The following is a 14,203-nucleotide window of genomic DNA, read 5'->3' on the forward strand; positions in this document are numbered from 1 at the left end:
CCGACGAAAGCGGCACTCGGCTTCACCTGAAATGTCCCTGTCTGTCTCACAGTGTTAGGCTCTGCTCCGAATCCTGCGCACTGTGAAGGAAGGCTTATGTTGAAGATTCTCGCTCTGCTCACGTTGCTGGCATCTGCCGCTGTCCACGCTCAAACCCCGCTGCAAACCGACCTGCCGCTCAAATATCTGGAACAGGCCAACCCCGATTCCCGCGATCAGCCCCTGGTGATTTTCCTCCACGGGTACGGCAGTAACGAGCAGGACCTGTTCGGCATCAAGGATGAGCTGCCCGCGCAATACAACTACCTGTCGGTGCGGGCGCCGATGGTGATGGAAGAGGGCCGCTACCAGTGGTTTCGCAAGAAGGGTGAAGGTGCCTACAACGGTGAGACCGACGATCTGAAGTCCAGCGGCCAGTTACTGCTGGATTTCGTCGTACAAGCGGCGCGCAAGTATCACACCGAACCGGACAAAGTGTTTCTGGTGGGATTCAGCCAGGGCGCGATCATGTCCTACGAAGTCGCCCTGCGGCATCCCCAGGCCGTGGGCGGGATCGCCGCGTTGAGCGGGCGGATTCTGCCGGTGCTCAGGTCCGAATTGAAACCGGATGAAAAACGCCGGTCACTGGCGATTTTCATCGGTCATGGCACGGCGGACAAACGTCTGCCGTACAGCGACGGCACCGAGGCCAACAGCCTGTTGCAGAGCATCTCACTCGAGCCTGAGTTTCACGCGTACCAGGGTGTAGGCCATAGCATCAGCGCCGAAGAAATGCAGGATTTGAGCGCCTGGTTGCAGCGCCTCAACCCTTGACGCTTATTTGCCGCTGACGATCTGCTTGATCAGCGTCTCGTGGGCTGCCATGTCGCCAGGGCGGGAAATGACCTGAATTACGGTCATGCGATTACCGGACGCCGCCATCAGTGTGGTGTTGAGGGTCATGCCGCCACCCTGGCTGGCGGTGCTGTCGATTTGACGCACACCCAGCCCGGTACTTTTCAGGGTCAGGCTTTTTTCACTGAGCTTGTTGTAGTCCGGCAGGGCCTTGCGTTGTGCCGCGTCGAAGTCGGCCGCGGTGCCGTCAAGAAACGCACCGTCGTTGTCCTTGACCTTGGTGCCATCCGGCAGGCTGTTTTCAGCTGCGATCACCACGGTCTTGGTCGTTTCGTTGGCATACATGGTGCCGCTTGCACCGGTAGGGCTGCTTGGCAGCGCGTTGGCGACAAAGCCTTTTGGCAGGGTGAACGTGAACTTGCCGCCGAGCATCGAGACTTTCTGTGTCGATGCTGCTTCTTTGGCCGGGGCCTTGGCCGCCTGCGCATTCAAAGCCCCCAATGTGGCGACCGCCGCCAGCAACAGGACAACGGCTTTTTTACTCAACAGTGACATGGGTGAATCTCCAGGGATGGTCGCGCAGTGGGGCGGCGATCATCCCATGGAGGTTGGCGGGCATTCCAGTGTGGGCTAACGGACGGTCATTGATGCTGGGTGCCATCGCCAGGAACACGAACGGTTACTGCCGCCGTTGCTGAGTGTACGGAGTTGTTGGGCTATTCGTGCGAAACGATCGAGGGTGTTGTAGGTGTTTTGACCGTCGGCTGTGAAGTGGCGATGGCCGCACCGGCAATAATCAGTAATGCGGGGATCATCAGCAGCGGGCTGGCGTGGCTGCGCCCGACGACGATCAGCAGCAGAGTGGAAATCAGCGGAGCCAGGTAGGACAGCGCGCCCAACGTGGCCAGGTTGCCGTGTTTGGTGGCGTGGTCCCAGGCAAAAAACGCCAGCCCCGCCGGTCCCAGCCCGAGAACGACAAGCGCTGCCCACTGACGCGCGTCGGGCCACACCGTGGTCTCGAAAGCCAGGTGAAAAATCAGGCCGCCCACCGCAGACATGCCGCAGATGCCCCCGATGATGCTGCTCGGCACTTCCTTGAAGCGACGGTTGAACACCGAATAACCGGCCCAGATCAAGGCACAACCGAACGCCGCGAGGTATCCGGGGATCGGCATCGCGGCGGCGGAGTCCGAGTCGCGTTGCTGCATGATGAACGCCGTGCCCGCCAGGCCCAGCAGGGCGCCGAATACCTGGCGCTTGTGCAGCTTCTCCGCGGCGGCGAAGGCCGACAGCAGCACCAATAACAGCGGCCACAGGTAATTGATCAGGCTGGCTTCGGCCGCCGGCGCGGCCTTGAGGGCGAAAAAGTACAGCGCGTGATAAACGAAGATGCCGACAAAGCCGGTCGCCCATACCGCCCAGGGTTGGCGCCAGCTGTTGAACCCGCTGATTCCGTGGCGTCCCAGGATGAGCAGGCTGGCGACAAACGCCACGCCGAAGCTCAGGGTCAACACTTCAAACGGCGGCAGGCCTTCGGTGAGGGTGGTCAGTAACGCCAGACACGACCAGAGAAAGATCGCGATCACGCCGACCGCGGTGGCGGAGTGGGCACTACGGACGCGAGACGTGGCCATGTCTGTTCCTTCAGTCGTTGAACGGGCGACTTCCTTGCCCGATGACCTGATGCAGCTTAGCGCTTGATCGCGGTTCGTCCAGCGTCCGCCGTCACCGGGCCCAAAGGCCGCGCCAGCAGGCGCTTGGTCACGCCCAGCATCGCCACCGACACGGCCACGCCGAGGGCAAACGCGCTCATCCCCATGCCGGGTAACGCCAGCGCCAATACCAGGCAGAACGCCGAGAATGAATACATACCGGTCGCCGTTGCGCGCAGCAGGGCAGCGGTAAACGCCGGGCCACGGGTTTGCTGGGAGAACACCGCCATCACGCTGCCCAGCACCGGGAACACAGCAAGCAGCCCGCTCCAGCGGTCGCCGACGGTGCTGGCGAGCAGGGTAACGGCCAGGGTCAGCAGGGCGCCGGCGACCATGCGCAGCAGCAGTTTGTCGGACTTTGGCGCCGGGCCGGAAACGATCGGTTGCACCGAGGGGAACAGGTAGGGCGCGGCCAAAAGGGCAGAGGCGGCGGCAAGCACGGATACCAGCAGTGACGGCGGGATCAACGACAGCACCACGGCGACTGCCGCCCAGACTGACAGCGAAATCGTCAGCGCCAGCGGCCATTGTGCCCTCTGGGCGACCTGCGCATAGGTGACGCAGAAGGCAATCATCGCGAACATGGCTGACAGCGCTGCCAGGGCCGATTGTGCGGCGAACAGTTCGCCCTGTTCGATGGCCAGGAAGAACAGAATCGGCCCGACCACTACCGGCAATCCCGACAACCAACCCGCCACGCTCGGCCCCCAGCGCTTGCCGGCCAGGGAAATGAGCAGCAGAAAACCTGGAATCACCAGCAGTTTGAGCAAAAGCACGCGTACGTCTCCACCTGTGTCAGGCCAACACGTTAGCACTGCGCGAAATGGATTGCTCTATATGCATGCAAATTTTGTATACAAAAAACACAATGCAAGCAGACGCTGCCGCAGGGTGTTGTGCGTGCGTCGAACCGTCTAATCTGGGCGCCTTCCCACCTGTTGATGGATCATCGCGTGAAATTCAGTTTGCCCAAAGTCGGCACCGCGCCGTTTTGTCCGCCGGAAGTGGCGGGCACCGTTGCCGTTGATCCCGGCGCGCCATTTTTCAAACGTGTCCTGCGCTTTGCCGGTCCCGGTTTGCTGGTATCCATCGGCTATATGGACCCGGGCAACTGGGCGACTGCCATCGAGGCGGGGTCGCGGTTTGGCTACAGCCTGTTGTTCGTGGTGCTGCTGGCGAGTCTGGCGGGGATGGTGGTGCAGTGCCTGTGTTCGCGACTGGGCATCGCCACCGGGCGTGACCTGGCGCAACTGTGCCGGGAGCGCTACAGCACACGGACGGCACGTACGCAGTGGGTGCTGGCGGAAATCTCGATCATTGCCACGGACCTCGCCGAAGTGCTCGGCTGTGCCTTGGCGTTTCATCTGTTGCTGGGCTGTTCGCTGACTTTCGGCATCGCCCTCACGGCATTCGACACCTTGCTGGTGCTGGCCTTGCAGAACCGTGGCTTCCGTCGTCTGGAAGCGATCATGCTGGTGCTGGTGGGCACCATTGGCGCATGTTTTTTTGTCGAACTGCTGTTGATCAAGCCCTACTGGCCGGAGGTCGCCCAAGGCTTCACGCCATCATTGTCCGCTCTCGCCGATGCCGCACCCTTGTACCTCGCCATCGGCATTCTCGGAGCCACGGTGATGCCGCATAACCTGTACCTGCACACCTCGATCGTGCAAACGCGGCTGATCGGCAAGGACCAGGCCAGCAAGCAGGACGCGGTCAAACTGGCGCGTATCGACACCATCGGCTCCCTGGCCCTGGCGCTCATGGTCAACGCGGCGATCCTGATCCTCGCCGCCGCCGCGTTCCACAAGACCGGGCATACCGATGTCGTGGACATTCAAGATGCCTATCACTTGCTTGACCCACTGGTGGGCGGGGCGCTGGCCAGTGTGCTGTTCGGCGTCGCCTTGTTGGCATCGGGGCAGAGTTCGACTTTCACCGGCACCATCGCCGGCCAGGTGATCATGGAGGGTTTCCTGAATCTGCGGCTGCCATGCTGGCAACGACGCCTGATCACCCGTGGGCTCGCGCTTATCCCGGCGTTCATTGGCGTGTGGCTGATGGGGGATGATGCGGTGGGCAAGCTGTTGGTGTTGAGCCAGGTGGTGCTGAGCCTGCAGTTGCCGTTTGCGCTGTATCCGCTGATACGGATGACCAATGATCAGAAACTGATGGGGCCGTTTGTGAATAGGATGCCGACAAAGCTTCTGGCTTGGGGATTGTTTGCAGTGATCAGTGGGGCTAATAGCTGGTTGATCCTGCAGCTCTTTGGGTGACTGGGCGGACTCATCGCGGGCAAGCCCGCTCCCACAGGGTGAATGCATTCCAAATGTGGGAGCGGGGTCGCTGTAGCGAGGGAGCTTGCCTGGCTTAAGCCCGCTCGATCGCCAATGCCACGCCCTGACCACCACCGATGCACAGGGTGGCGAGGCCTTTTTTGGCGTCGCGCTTGATCATTTCATGCAGCAGGGTCACCAGCACGCGGCAACCCGAGGCACCGATGGGGTGGCCGAGGGCGATGGCGCCGCCGTTGACGTTGACCTTGTCCAAGTCCCATTCCAGGTCCTTGGCCACGGCCAGTGATTGCGCGGCGAAGGCTTCGTTGGCCTCAACCAGCTCAAGCTGATCGATGGACCAACCGGCCTTGTCCAGGCAGCGGCGGGTGGCCGACACCGGGCCGATGCCCATGATCGCCGGGTCCACGCCGGCGTTGGCGTAGGCAGCGATTTTCGCCAGTACCGGCAGGCCCAGGGCCTTGGCTTTTTCCGCGCTCATCAGGATCACGGCGGCGGCCCCGTCGTTCAGCGACGAAGCGTTGCCGGCAGTGACCGAACCGTCCTTTTTAAAGGCCGCTTTCAGCTTGCCCAGGGATTCAGCGGTAGTGCCTGCCCGTGGCTGTTCGTCAGTGGCGAAGGACAGCGGATCGCCCTTGCGCTGCGGGATCAGGATCGGCGTGATTTCATCGACGAAGCGCCCGGCTTCGATGGCGGCCACGGCTTTCTGCTGCGAGGCGGCGGCGAAGGCATCCTGCTGCTCGCGGCTCAGGCTGTATTTCTCGGCCAGATTCTCGGCGGTGATACCCATGTGGTAATCGTTGAACGCGTCCCACAGACCGTCGCTGATCATGGTGTCGACGATTTGCGCGTGGCCCATGCGCAGGCCGGTGCGGGCACCGGGCATGACGTAGTTGGCCTGGCTCATGCTTTCCTGGCCGCCGGCGATGATTACATCGGCGTCGCCGCAGCGAATGGCCTGGGTAGCCAGGTGCAGGGCTTTCAAGCCGGAGCCGCAGACCTTGTTCAAGGTCATGGCGGGTACGGCGAAGGGCAGGCCGGCCTTGATCGAGGCCTGGCGCGCAGGGTTTTGCCCGGCGCCGGCGGTCAATACCTGGCCCATGATCACTTCATCGACTTGCGCGGGATCCAGGCCGGTTTGCGCCAGCAACTGACGGATCACCGCTGCGCCCAGGTCAACCGCGGAAACATTGGCCAGGGCACCCTGGAAACTGCCGATCGCGGTGCGCGTGGCGGCAACAATGACGACTTCTTGCATGGAATGGTTCCTCACTGGGCGGCGAACTGCATTTCCGGAACGTGGTCCGGCACGATCAGTTTACCGGCGGTTTTGGCGACGATCTCTTCGACGCTGACGCCCGGCGCACGTTCTTTCAGGATGAACGCGCCGTTTTCGATTTCCAGGTAGGCCAGGTCGGTCAGCACACGCTTGATGCACCCGGCACCGGTCAGCGGCAGGCTGCATTGGGACAGCAGCTTGGACTCACCGTCCTTGGACGCGTGGGTCATGATCACGATGATGTTGTCTGCGCCGGCGACCAGGTCCATCGCGCCGCCCATGCCCTTGACCAGTTTGCCGGGAATCATCCACGAGGCGATGTTGCCTTGCACATCGACTTCGAAGGCGCCGAGCACGGTCAGGTCGACATGACCGCCGCGAATCATCGCGAAGGACTCGGCCGAGGAAAAGATCGAAGCGCCGATGCGCGCGGTCACGGTTTGTTTGCCGGCGTTGATCATGTCGGCATCGATGGTGTCTTCAGTAGGAAAAGGACCCATGCCCAACAGGCCGTTTTCCGACTGCAGCATGACTTCCATGCCTTCGGGGATGTAGTTGGCGACCAGGGTCGGAATGCCGATGCCCAGGTTTACGTAGAAGCCGTCCTGCATTTCGCGGGCGACGCGTTGAGCCATTTGTTCGCGGGAAAGTGCCATTGTTGTTATTCCTTCATTCGGTCCGGGGGCAGGGGATCACTTACGCACGGTGCGCTGTTCGATGCGCTTCTCGAACGTGCCGCAAATGACCCGATCGACGTAGATGCCAGGGGTGTGGATCTGCGACGGGTCCAGCTCGCCGGGTTCGACGATTTCTTCGACTTCAACCACGGTGATCTTGCCGGCGGTGGCGGCCAGCGGGTTGAAGTTCTGGGCGGTATGGCGATAAATCACGTTACCGAAATGGTCGGCTTTCCAGCCTTTGACGATCGCAAAGTCACCGGTGATGGATTCTTCCATCAGGTACTTGCGGCCATGGAATTCACGCACTTCCTTGCCTTCGGCGACCGGGGTGCCGACGCCGGTGGCGGTGAAGAAGGCCGGGATGCCGGCTCCACCCGCACGCATTTTTTCGGCGAGGGTGCCTTGGGGAGTCAGGATGACTTCGATTTCGCCTTTGAGCAGTTGCTCTTCGAACAGTTTGTTCTCGCCGACGTAGGAGGCCACCACTTTGCTGATCTGCCGGTCTACCAGCAGCACGCCGAGACCGAAACCATCGACGCCGCAGTTGTTGGAGACGACGGTGAGGTCGCGGGTGCCTTTGCGCTTGATCTCGGCGATCAGGTTTTCCGGGATGCCGCACAGACCGAAGCCGCCAGCGATCACGGTCATGCCGTCTTCAAGACCTGCCAGGGCTTCCTCATAGGAATTCACGCGCTTGTCGAAACCTGCCATATGCACCTCTTTTATTCTTTGTGGGCGGCTGGCTAGCCGTATGGGGTTGAGTGTCTCGCCGGAAGATTTATTTGTTAAGTTGATTTTTAAGGTTGATTGATAGATAAAACTCAATAAATTGCTGCCCTAAACTTGCAGCTTGAAGCCAGCAGCTTACAACTTGAGCGAAGCGAGATGACCGTCAAACAGATCCGCGCCTTTCTGGCCGTGGCCCAAAGCCTGAGTTTCGCTGTGGCTTGCGAACGCCTGCACCTGTCGCAATCGGCCTTGAGCCTGACTATCAAGGCGCTGGAAGAGGGCCTTGGCGGACGGCTGTTCACCCGCAACACCCGCAACGTGGCACTGACCGCCGAAGGCGAATCCCTGGTGCCTTTGGCGCGTCGCCTGATCGCCGACTGGGACAATGCCGAGGATGAACTGCGCCAGCGTTTCACGCTGCAGCGCGGTCGTGTCACCCTGGCGGCCATGCCTTCTTTCGCAGGCAACCTGCTGCCACCGATCCTCAAGACATTCCGCGCCCGGTACCCGAATGTCAACGTTACGGTCAACGATGTGATCAACGAGCAGGTATTGGAAATGGTCCGTGACCGCCAGGTGGAACTGGGGGTGGCGTTCGAGCCCACTCAGAGTTCCTCGCTGCAATTCACCGCGCTGTATATCGACCGCTTCGTGGCTGTGGTGCCTCAGGACTCGCCGCTGGTCGAGCTGGATCACATCGACTGGCAGACCTTGCTCAAGGAACCGTTCATCACCTTGCAACGGCCGTCGACGGTGCGAGTGATGCTGGAAGAGCATTTGCAGGTCCGGGGCATGAAGCTGCCGGTGGAGTTTGAAAGCCATCAACTGGCGACCGTCGGGCGCATGGTCGCCAGCGGATTGGGCGTCAGCGCCGTACCAGCCTTGTGCGCCGGGCAAATGCGCGAACTGGGCGCGCGGTGCATCACCCTGTGCGACCCGGTGGTGGAGCGGGCGATCGGTGTGCTGACCTTGCCGGGGGGAGAGCTGTCGGCGGCGGCGCAGGCGTTGTTTGATGTGCTTAAAGAAGAGAACTTCGGTCAACAACTTTCCATGCACTGATCACCATCCACTGTGGGGGCGGTTTCGTCAGGTGTGCAGGCGTTGTGCCAATAGCGGCAATAGTTGCTCGCACGACCCTTCGATCTTCAAATCCAGAATCTCATCCGCCCGCGTCTTGCCCAGGTTGATTGCCAGCAATGGCTTACCCTGATCCACCACCGCCCGGCACAGGCGAAACGCCGAGTACGCCATCAGTGACGAGCCCACTACCAGTAACCCAGCCGCCTTTTCCACCGCGGCCATGGCTTTTGCCGCCGTTTCCTGTGCGACATTCTCGCCAAAAAACACCACGTCCGGCTTCATCCGTTCACCCGCGCAATGGGGGCATTGCGGGACCTGGAAGCGCGATTCGAAAGCAGGGTCCAGCAAGGTGTCGCCATCCGGGGCCTGCACGGCGTCGACGCCGGCCAGGTACGGGTTTTGCGCTTCCATCAGGTGCTGGATCGAGTCGCGTTCGCTGCGTTTTCCGCAATCCAGGCACAATACCCGGTGCAGGCTGCCGTGGAGTTCGATGACGTCATGGCTGCCGGCCTGGTCGTGCAGGGTGTCGACGTTCTGGGTGATCAGCCCGCTGATTTGCCGATTGCTTTGCAAGCGGGCCAGGGTGTCATGGGCCACGTTCGGCTGAGCCTGGCGCACACGCGGCCAGCCAAGCATCGCCCTGGCCCAATAGCGTCGCCGGGATTCGGGCGCCGAGAGGAACTCCTGATACATCATTGGTTGCCGGCCGCGCCGCACACCCTGGTTGTCGCGATAGTCCGGAATGCCAGACGGGGTGCTGATGCCGGCACCGGTCAGGACCACGAATGGCTCATCGGTCATGAGTTGCCGCAGACGGTCGAGCTGTTCATGAATGAGGGGGTCGAGCACGTTCAACACTCCGCTGGACGGATAGGGGCTGCCGCAGGCTGCGATCTTTTGACTTTGAACTTAAAAAAGCAAGGTCAAAAGATCGCAGCCTGCGGCAGCGCCTACAGAACAGCGATAAACCGTATTTATTTGCGTGCCTCGAGAATCAGGTTGAACGGCGTCTCCGTGGCCCGTCGGAATGTGCTGAATCCCGCCTCGGTGAACACTTTGCGCAACCGCGCCTCGCCTGCCTGGGCTCCGAGCCCGAGGCCGACTTCCTGGGACAGCGAGTTCGGTGTGCAGATAAAGGTCGAAGCGGCGTAGAACAACCGGCCAACCGGGGTGATGTTGTCGTCCAGCGAATCGTTGGCGAACGGCTCCACCAGCAACACCGTGCCGTCCGGCTTCAACGACTCGTAGGCATGCCTGGCTGCACCCACCGGATCGCCCATGTCGTGCAGGCAGTCGAAATAGCAGACCAGGTCATAGTCGTCGCCGGGGTAGCTTTTCGCCGTGCCCTGGAAGAACCGTGCCCGGCCGGATACACCACCTTCCTCGGCACGCTGGGTCGCGACGGTGACGGAGGGCGCGTGGTAGTCGAAACCGACGAACCGCGAATTGGGGAAGGCCTGGGCCATGATCACCGTCGATGCGCCATGGCCGCAGCCGATGTCCGCCACCTTGGCACCGGCCTCCAGTTTGGCCATCACGCCGTCGAGGGCCGGCAGCCATTCGGCGATCAGGTGAGCCTTGTAGCCGGGCCGGAAGAACCGTTCCGTGCCGCTGAACATGCACGGATGGTGATCACCCCAGGGCAGGGCGCCGTTGCCGCGCATGGCGTTGACCAATTTGTCCTTGTCATGGAAGAACGACGCGACCACCCCGACACCGCCCGCGATGTAGACCGGCGAGTCTTCGATGGCCAGGGCCAGGGCTTGTTCTTCGGGCAGGCGGAATTGGCCGTCGGTGTGTTCCATGTAGCCGGAGGCGGCATGGGCGCTGAGCCATTCGCGCACCAGGCGGGGGTTGCAACCGGTCTGGGCGGCAAGTGCTTCGGGGCTGATCGGCTGGCTGTCGGCCATGGCCCGGTACAGACCGAGTTCTTCGCCGAGGATGACATTGGCGAGCATCGCCGCGCCGCCCATGTCGTTAACCAGTTTGCCCATGAAATCGTTGAGTCTGGCCTCGTCCATCACGTGTGCTCCTTTGGGAGGATCAGGGTCCAGAGGCATTGTTTGCCTGGGCACATGCCGCTGGGCGGTGGTCGTGGGTATGAACAGGACGATAAGCATGTCCTGGGTGCAATTAAGTTTAGTTCGGGAGGTGTGCACCGTTGCCCCGGGCGACGAGAGCCCTTTGTGGGCGCGGGCTTGCTCGCGAAGGCGGTCATCCAGTCGATAAAAATGTTGCCTGACCCAACGCTTTCGCGAGCAAGCCCGCTCCCACAGCGATAGTGGTCAACAGGACCTTTGCCTGTATCCCAATGTATCTATTCGGTCCCTCGATACAGTATCCGTGAATAGCGACGCACCACCGAACACAGACCAGATACAAACCTGCGATGAACTGTTCAGGTTGTTTTGGCGCCGTTGAACCGTGGCGGCCAAGACCTTTCCCTGGCCGCCTGCGTCGGCGGCCGTTCGCTTTCGACTCTGTGCCGCGCCTGATGCGGCCAAGGGGACCACAATGACAACGCCTGTGCCTGAATCCAATCTCGACACTACGCCGGTCGATCGCCTGCGGGTCGATCGTTACACCAACGGCATCATCGGCCCAAGCCAGCCGATGCTCGGACCGCTGGCCGACGGCGGCACCCTGATCACCGGAACACCGCCGGGCTGTTGGGGACCGATGATCACGCCAGCGTTTGAAGGCGGCCATGAAGTGACGCAACCGGTGGCCATTGCCGGTGCGCAAATCGGCGACGCCGTGGCCATCAAGATCAAAAGCATGCGTGTCACCTCGCTGGCCACTTCCTCCGGGGTCATGTCCTTCGTCGAGGGGCGCTACAACGGCGACCCGTTCGTCTCCAAGTTCTGCTCCAAGTGCGGCACCGAGCATCCGGCCAGCCATGTCGAAGGCATTGGCGAAGACGCGATTCGATGCAACAACTGCGGCGCCGAGGTCAGCGCGTTTCGCTTCAGCCACGGCTATGTGATCGTGTTCGATGCGCAGAACCAGGTCAGCCTGACGGTCAACCAGGACATCGCCAACCGACTGGCCGGCGATGCCGGCGAAATGTCGGCGCTGCCGGAATTTGCCGCGCAACATTCGATCCTGTCCCTGGCCCGCGCCGATATCCCCGGTGTCGCCGCGCACATGCGCCCGTTCCTCGGCAACATCGGCACCCTGCCGTCCCGAGATTTGCCCGACTCGCACAACTGCGCCGATTTCGGCCAGTACCTGATCAACGCACCGCACCGTTTCGGCATGACCCGCGAAGAGCTGCACGCGGCCAAGACCGACGGTCACATGGACACCAACTCGATTCGTGAAGGTTGCGTGTTGATCTGCCCGGTGAAAGTGCCGGGGGCCGGGGTGTACATGGGCGACATGCATGCCCAGCAGGGCAATGGCGAGATCGCCGGGCATGCCACCGATTGCTCCGGGGAAACCGAAGTGGTGGTGCAGGTGGTGAAAAACCTGACGCTGGAAGGCCCGATCCTCCTGCAAAACCTCGATGACTTGCCGCCGATGGCGCGCCCCATGAACGCCGAACAACGGGCCAATGTCCGCGCGCTGGGTGAGCGTTGGGGCCAGCACGAGATCGAGCAGAGCGGCCCGATCACCTTCATCGGCAGTGGCGAAAACCTTAACCTGGCGGTGGAGAACGGCTTGCAGCGTGCGGCTGACGTCACCGGGCTGCCTTATGACGAAGTGCTCAACCGCGCCACCATCACCGGCTCCATCGACATCAGTCGCTTGCCGGGCACCGTGCGCGTGACCTTCCTGTGCCCGATGCCTGTGCTGGATCGAATGGGCATCGGCCATCTGGTGCGCGAGAAGTACGACCTGGCGTAAAGCCAAACGGAGGGGGGCTCTTGGGAAAATGTATCGCAGTGTGTACAGGCCCCCCGAAGATACAAGTCCTGCCGTTTTCCGTCGGCGCGCAACACAGAGCCGATACACCGCTTCGGTTAACTGTGATTACGTTCTGACAACCTTGAGATCGACACCATGCAGACCCCCATCACATCAGCCAAGGCCAGCGCCGGGCTCGGCTTGCGTCGCGGTTTAATGAAGGACCTCCAGGCTGCTCCGGCCGGTCATTTCGATTTTCTGGAGGTCGCACCGGAGAACTGGATCGGCATCGGCGGTGCCCATGGCGCGGCGCTGCGGGCTCTGGCCGAGCGTTATCCATTGTCGTGCCACGGTTTGTCGCTGTCCCTGGGTGGGCCATCGCCGCTGGATGTCGGGTTTTTGCAAGAGGTGCGGGTGTTTCTCGATCACTACAATGTGCCGCTGTACAGCGAGCACCTGAGTTACTGCAGTGATGACGGTCACCTCTACGACCTGTTGCCGTTGCCCTTTACCGAAGAAGCGGTGCATCACGTCGCCGCGCGCATCCGTCAGGCCCAGGACATTCTCGGTCGGCGCCTGGCGGTGGAAAACGTCTCCTACTACGCCGCGCCGCAGCAGGATATGGACGAAGTGACCTTCACCAACGCCGTACTGCGCGAAGCCGATTGTGACCTGTTGCTGGACGTCAACAACGTCTACGTCAATTCGATCAACCACGGCTTCGATCCCCGTGCCTTCCTGGCCGGCATCGATGCGGACCGTGTGGTGGCCATGCACATCGCCGGGCACTTCGATGAGTCCGACACCTTGAAAATTGACACCCATGGCGCATCGGTCAAACCGGCGGTGTGGTCGTTATTGTCCGAGGCCTATGCCCGGTTCGGCGCGCAACCGACCTTGCTGGAGCGGGATTTCAACTTTCCGGCGTTTTCCGAGCTGGTCGCTGAATTGCAGACCATTCGCCGGTTGCAGGCCCAGGAGGTGAACCGTGGCTAAGCGCTCGTTGTTTGATCAGCAAAGCAGCATGGGCCAGTACCTGCGCGATCCCGACCACTGCGCGCCCCCCCCGGAAATGGATCCGGCGCGGGCCCGTGTTTACCGCGAACTGGTGTTCAACAATTTGTCGTCGCTGATCAGCGGCACCTTTCCGGTGCTGGTGAAGATTCTCGGTGATCAACGCTGGCGGGAACTGGTACGGATGTTCCTGCGGGATTACCGCGCTCATACGCCGAAATTCGGTGAAATCGCCGAGGAGTTCGTCGAGTTTCTCGCCGCTGAACCTGCGGCGCTGAACGACGGTTCGTGGCCGCCATTCATGGTGGAGCTGGCGCACTACGAATGGGTGGAAATGGCTCTGCAACAATCCGAGGCCGAACCGTTGCCCACCGGCGATGCTGACGCGTTGCTGGATCGCCCGATGCAGGTTTCGCCACTGGCCTGGCCGCTGGCGTATGCCTGGCCGGTGCAGTTGGTGGGACCCGGTTACCAGCCGGATACCGCGCCGGAGCAACCGACGCTACTGCTGGTGCGCCGGGCCGAAGACTGGAGTGTGAAGTTCTCCGCGTTGACCCCGTTGGCGTGGCGGTTGTTGCAGCGCATCGGCGAGTTTCCCGAATTGAATGGGCGTGCGCAGTTGCAAGAGTTGGCGGTAGAGGCGGGGATGACCGGTTCGCAAGCTTTTTTTGATAACGGCTTGGCGTTGTTGCGCCAGATGCAGGGGGAAGGGGTGGTGGGCGCAGTGGCCTGACC

General features: G+C 61.6%; 14 protein-coding genes. 6 read left to right on the forward strand and 8 right to left on the reverse strand.

Features of this window, described 5'->3' with window-relative positions; translation table 11 throughout:
* Nucleotides 1-96 precede the first annotated feature (96 nt).
* Complete coding sequence (locus AC07ZE_RS11550; RefSeq protein WP_207264553.1) at nucleotides 97-813, forward strand: alpha/beta hydrolase; 717 nt, start codon at nucleotides 97-99, stop codon at nucleotides 811-813.
* A gap of 3 nt (nucleotides 814-816) precedes the next feature.
* Here the strand turns inward: AC07ZE_RS11550 and AC07ZE_RS11555 are convergent, their stop codons facing one another.
* From AC07ZE_RS11555 to AC07ZE_RS11565, 3 genes are all read right to left on the reverse strand, one after another.
* Nucleotides 817-1,389 carry a DcrB/PsbP domain-containing protein gene (locus AC07ZE_RS11555; RefSeq protein WP_207264554.1) on the reverse strand — a complete coding sequence of 191 codons (573 nt, stop codon included), beginning with the start codon at nucleotides 1,387-1,389 and terminating at the stop codon, nucleotides 817-819.
* A gap of 161 nt (nucleotides 1,390-1,550) precedes the next feature.
* Entirely contained in the window at nucleotides 1,551-2,468 is a 918-nt protein-coding gene (yddG, locus tag AC07ZE_RS11560; RefSeq protein ID WP_207264556.1) for an aromatic amino acid exporter YddG, read from the reverse strand.
* 56 nt (nucleotides 2,469-2,524) lie between these two features.
* The gene (locus AC07ZE_RS11565; protein WP_207264558.1) at nucleotides 2,525-3,322 is read right to left on the reverse strand and encodes a hypothetical protein; all 798 of its coding nucleotides are present in this window, start codon (nucleotides 3,320-3,322) and stop codon (nucleotides 2,525-2,527) included.
* A 177-nt stretch (nucleotides 3,323-3,499) separates the two neighbouring features.
* On the opposite strand from AC07ZE_RS11565, the gene AC07ZE_RS11570 reads away from it, so the two are divergent.
* The gene (locus AC07ZE_RS11570) at nucleotides 3,500-4,819 is read left to right on the forward strand and encodes an Nramp family divalent metal transporter (RefSeq protein ID WP_207264567.1); all 1,320 of its coding nucleotides are present in this window, start codon (nucleotides 3,500-3,502) and stop codon (nucleotides 4,817-4,819) included.
* Between the two features lie 94 nt (nucleotides 4,820-4,913).
* Here AC07ZE_RS11570 and AC07ZE_RS11575 read toward each other — a convergent pair whose 3' ends face one another.
* Genes AC07ZE_RS11575 through AC07ZE_RS11585 form a run of 3 tightly spaced genes read right to left on the reverse strand, consistent with a single transcriptional unit; the run spans nucleotide 4,914 to nucleotide 7,507 of the window.
* The gene (locus tag AC07ZE_RS11575; RefSeq protein ID WP_207264569.1) at nucleotides 4,914-6,095 is read right to left on the reverse strand and encodes an acetyl-CoA C-acetyltransferase; all 1,182 of its coding nucleotides are present in this window, start codon (nucleotides 6,093-6,095) and stop codon (nucleotides 4,914-4,916) included.
* A gap of 11 nt (nucleotides 6,096-6,106) precedes the next feature.
* Nucleotides 6,107-6,772, reverse strand: a complete 666-nt coding sequence (locus AC07ZE_RS11580) for a CoA transferase subunit B (protein WP_008021761.1) — start codon at nucleotides 6,770-6,772, stop codon at nucleotides 6,107-6,109.
* A 36-nt stretch (nucleotides 6,773-6,808) separates the two neighbouring features.
* Nucleotides 6,809-7,507 carry a CoA transferase subunit A gene (locus AC07ZE_RS11585; protein ID WP_207264571.1) on the reverse strand — a complete coding sequence of 233 codons (699 nt, stop codon included), beginning with the start codon at nucleotides 7,505-7,507 and terminating at the stop codon, nucleotides 6,809-6,811.
* A 174-nt stretch (nucleotides 7,508-7,681) separates the two neighbouring features.
* Between AC07ZE_RS11585 and AC07ZE_RS11590 the strand changes: the two genes are divergently transcribed.
* Nucleotides 7,682-8,584: a LysR family transcriptional regulator gene (locus AC07ZE_RS11590; RefSeq protein ID WP_207264574.1), complete on the forward strand. Its 903-nt coding sequence runs from the start codon at nucleotides 7,682-7,684 to the stop codon at nucleotides 8,582-8,584.
* 27 nt (nucleotides 8,585-8,611) lie between these two features.
* On the opposite strand, the gene AC07ZE_RS11595 is transcribed toward AC07ZE_RS11590, so the two are convergent.
* Nucleotides 8,612-9,454: an NAD-dependent protein deacetylase gene (locus AC07ZE_RS11595; RefSeq protein ID WP_207264577.1), complete on the reverse strand. Its 843-nt coding sequence runs from the start codon at nucleotides 9,452-9,454 to the stop codon at nucleotides 8,612-8,614.
* 125 nt (nucleotides 9,455-9,579) lie between these two features.
* Nucleotides 9,580-10,626, reverse strand: a complete 1,047-nt coding sequence (locus tag AC07ZE_RS11600) for a class I SAM-dependent methyltransferase (protein WP_207264579.1) — start codon at nucleotides 10,624-10,626, stop codon at nucleotides 9,580-9,582.
* A gap of 493 nt (nucleotides 10,627-11,119) precedes the next feature.
* Here AC07ZE_RS11600 and AC07ZE_RS11605 point away from each other — a divergent pair, with 493 nt between their 5' ends.
* The 3 genes from AC07ZE_RS11605 (at nucleotide 11,120) to AC07ZE_RS11615 (ending at nucleotide 14,201) form a co-directional block, all read left to right on the forward strand.
* Complete coding sequence (locus AC07ZE_RS11605; protein ID WP_207264581.1) at nucleotides 11,120-12,454, forward strand: acetamidase/formamidase family protein; 1,335 nt, start codon at nucleotides 11,120-11,122, stop codon at nucleotides 12,452-12,454.
* Nucleotides 12,455-12,610: 156 nt separating this feature from the next.
* Nucleotides 12,611-13,450 carry an HvfB family MNIO-type RiPP peptide maturase gene (locus AC07ZE_RS11610; RefSeq protein WP_207264583.1) on the forward strand — a complete coding sequence of 280 codons (840 nt, stop codon included), beginning with the start codon at nucleotides 12,611-12,613 and terminating at the stop codon, nucleotides 13,448-13,450.
* Entirely contained in the window at nucleotides 13,443-14,201 is a 759-nt protein-coding gene (locus AC07ZE_RS11615) for an HvfC family RiPP maturation protein (RefSeq protein WP_207264593.1), read from the forward strand. The genes AC07ZE_RS11610 and AC07ZE_RS11615 overlap by 8 nt, the downstream gene beginning before the upstream one ends.
* The last annotated feature ends 2 nt before the right edge of the window (nucleotides 14,202-14,203 follow it).

It is taken from the genome of Pseudomonas sp. GW101-3H06, assembly GCF_059424605.1.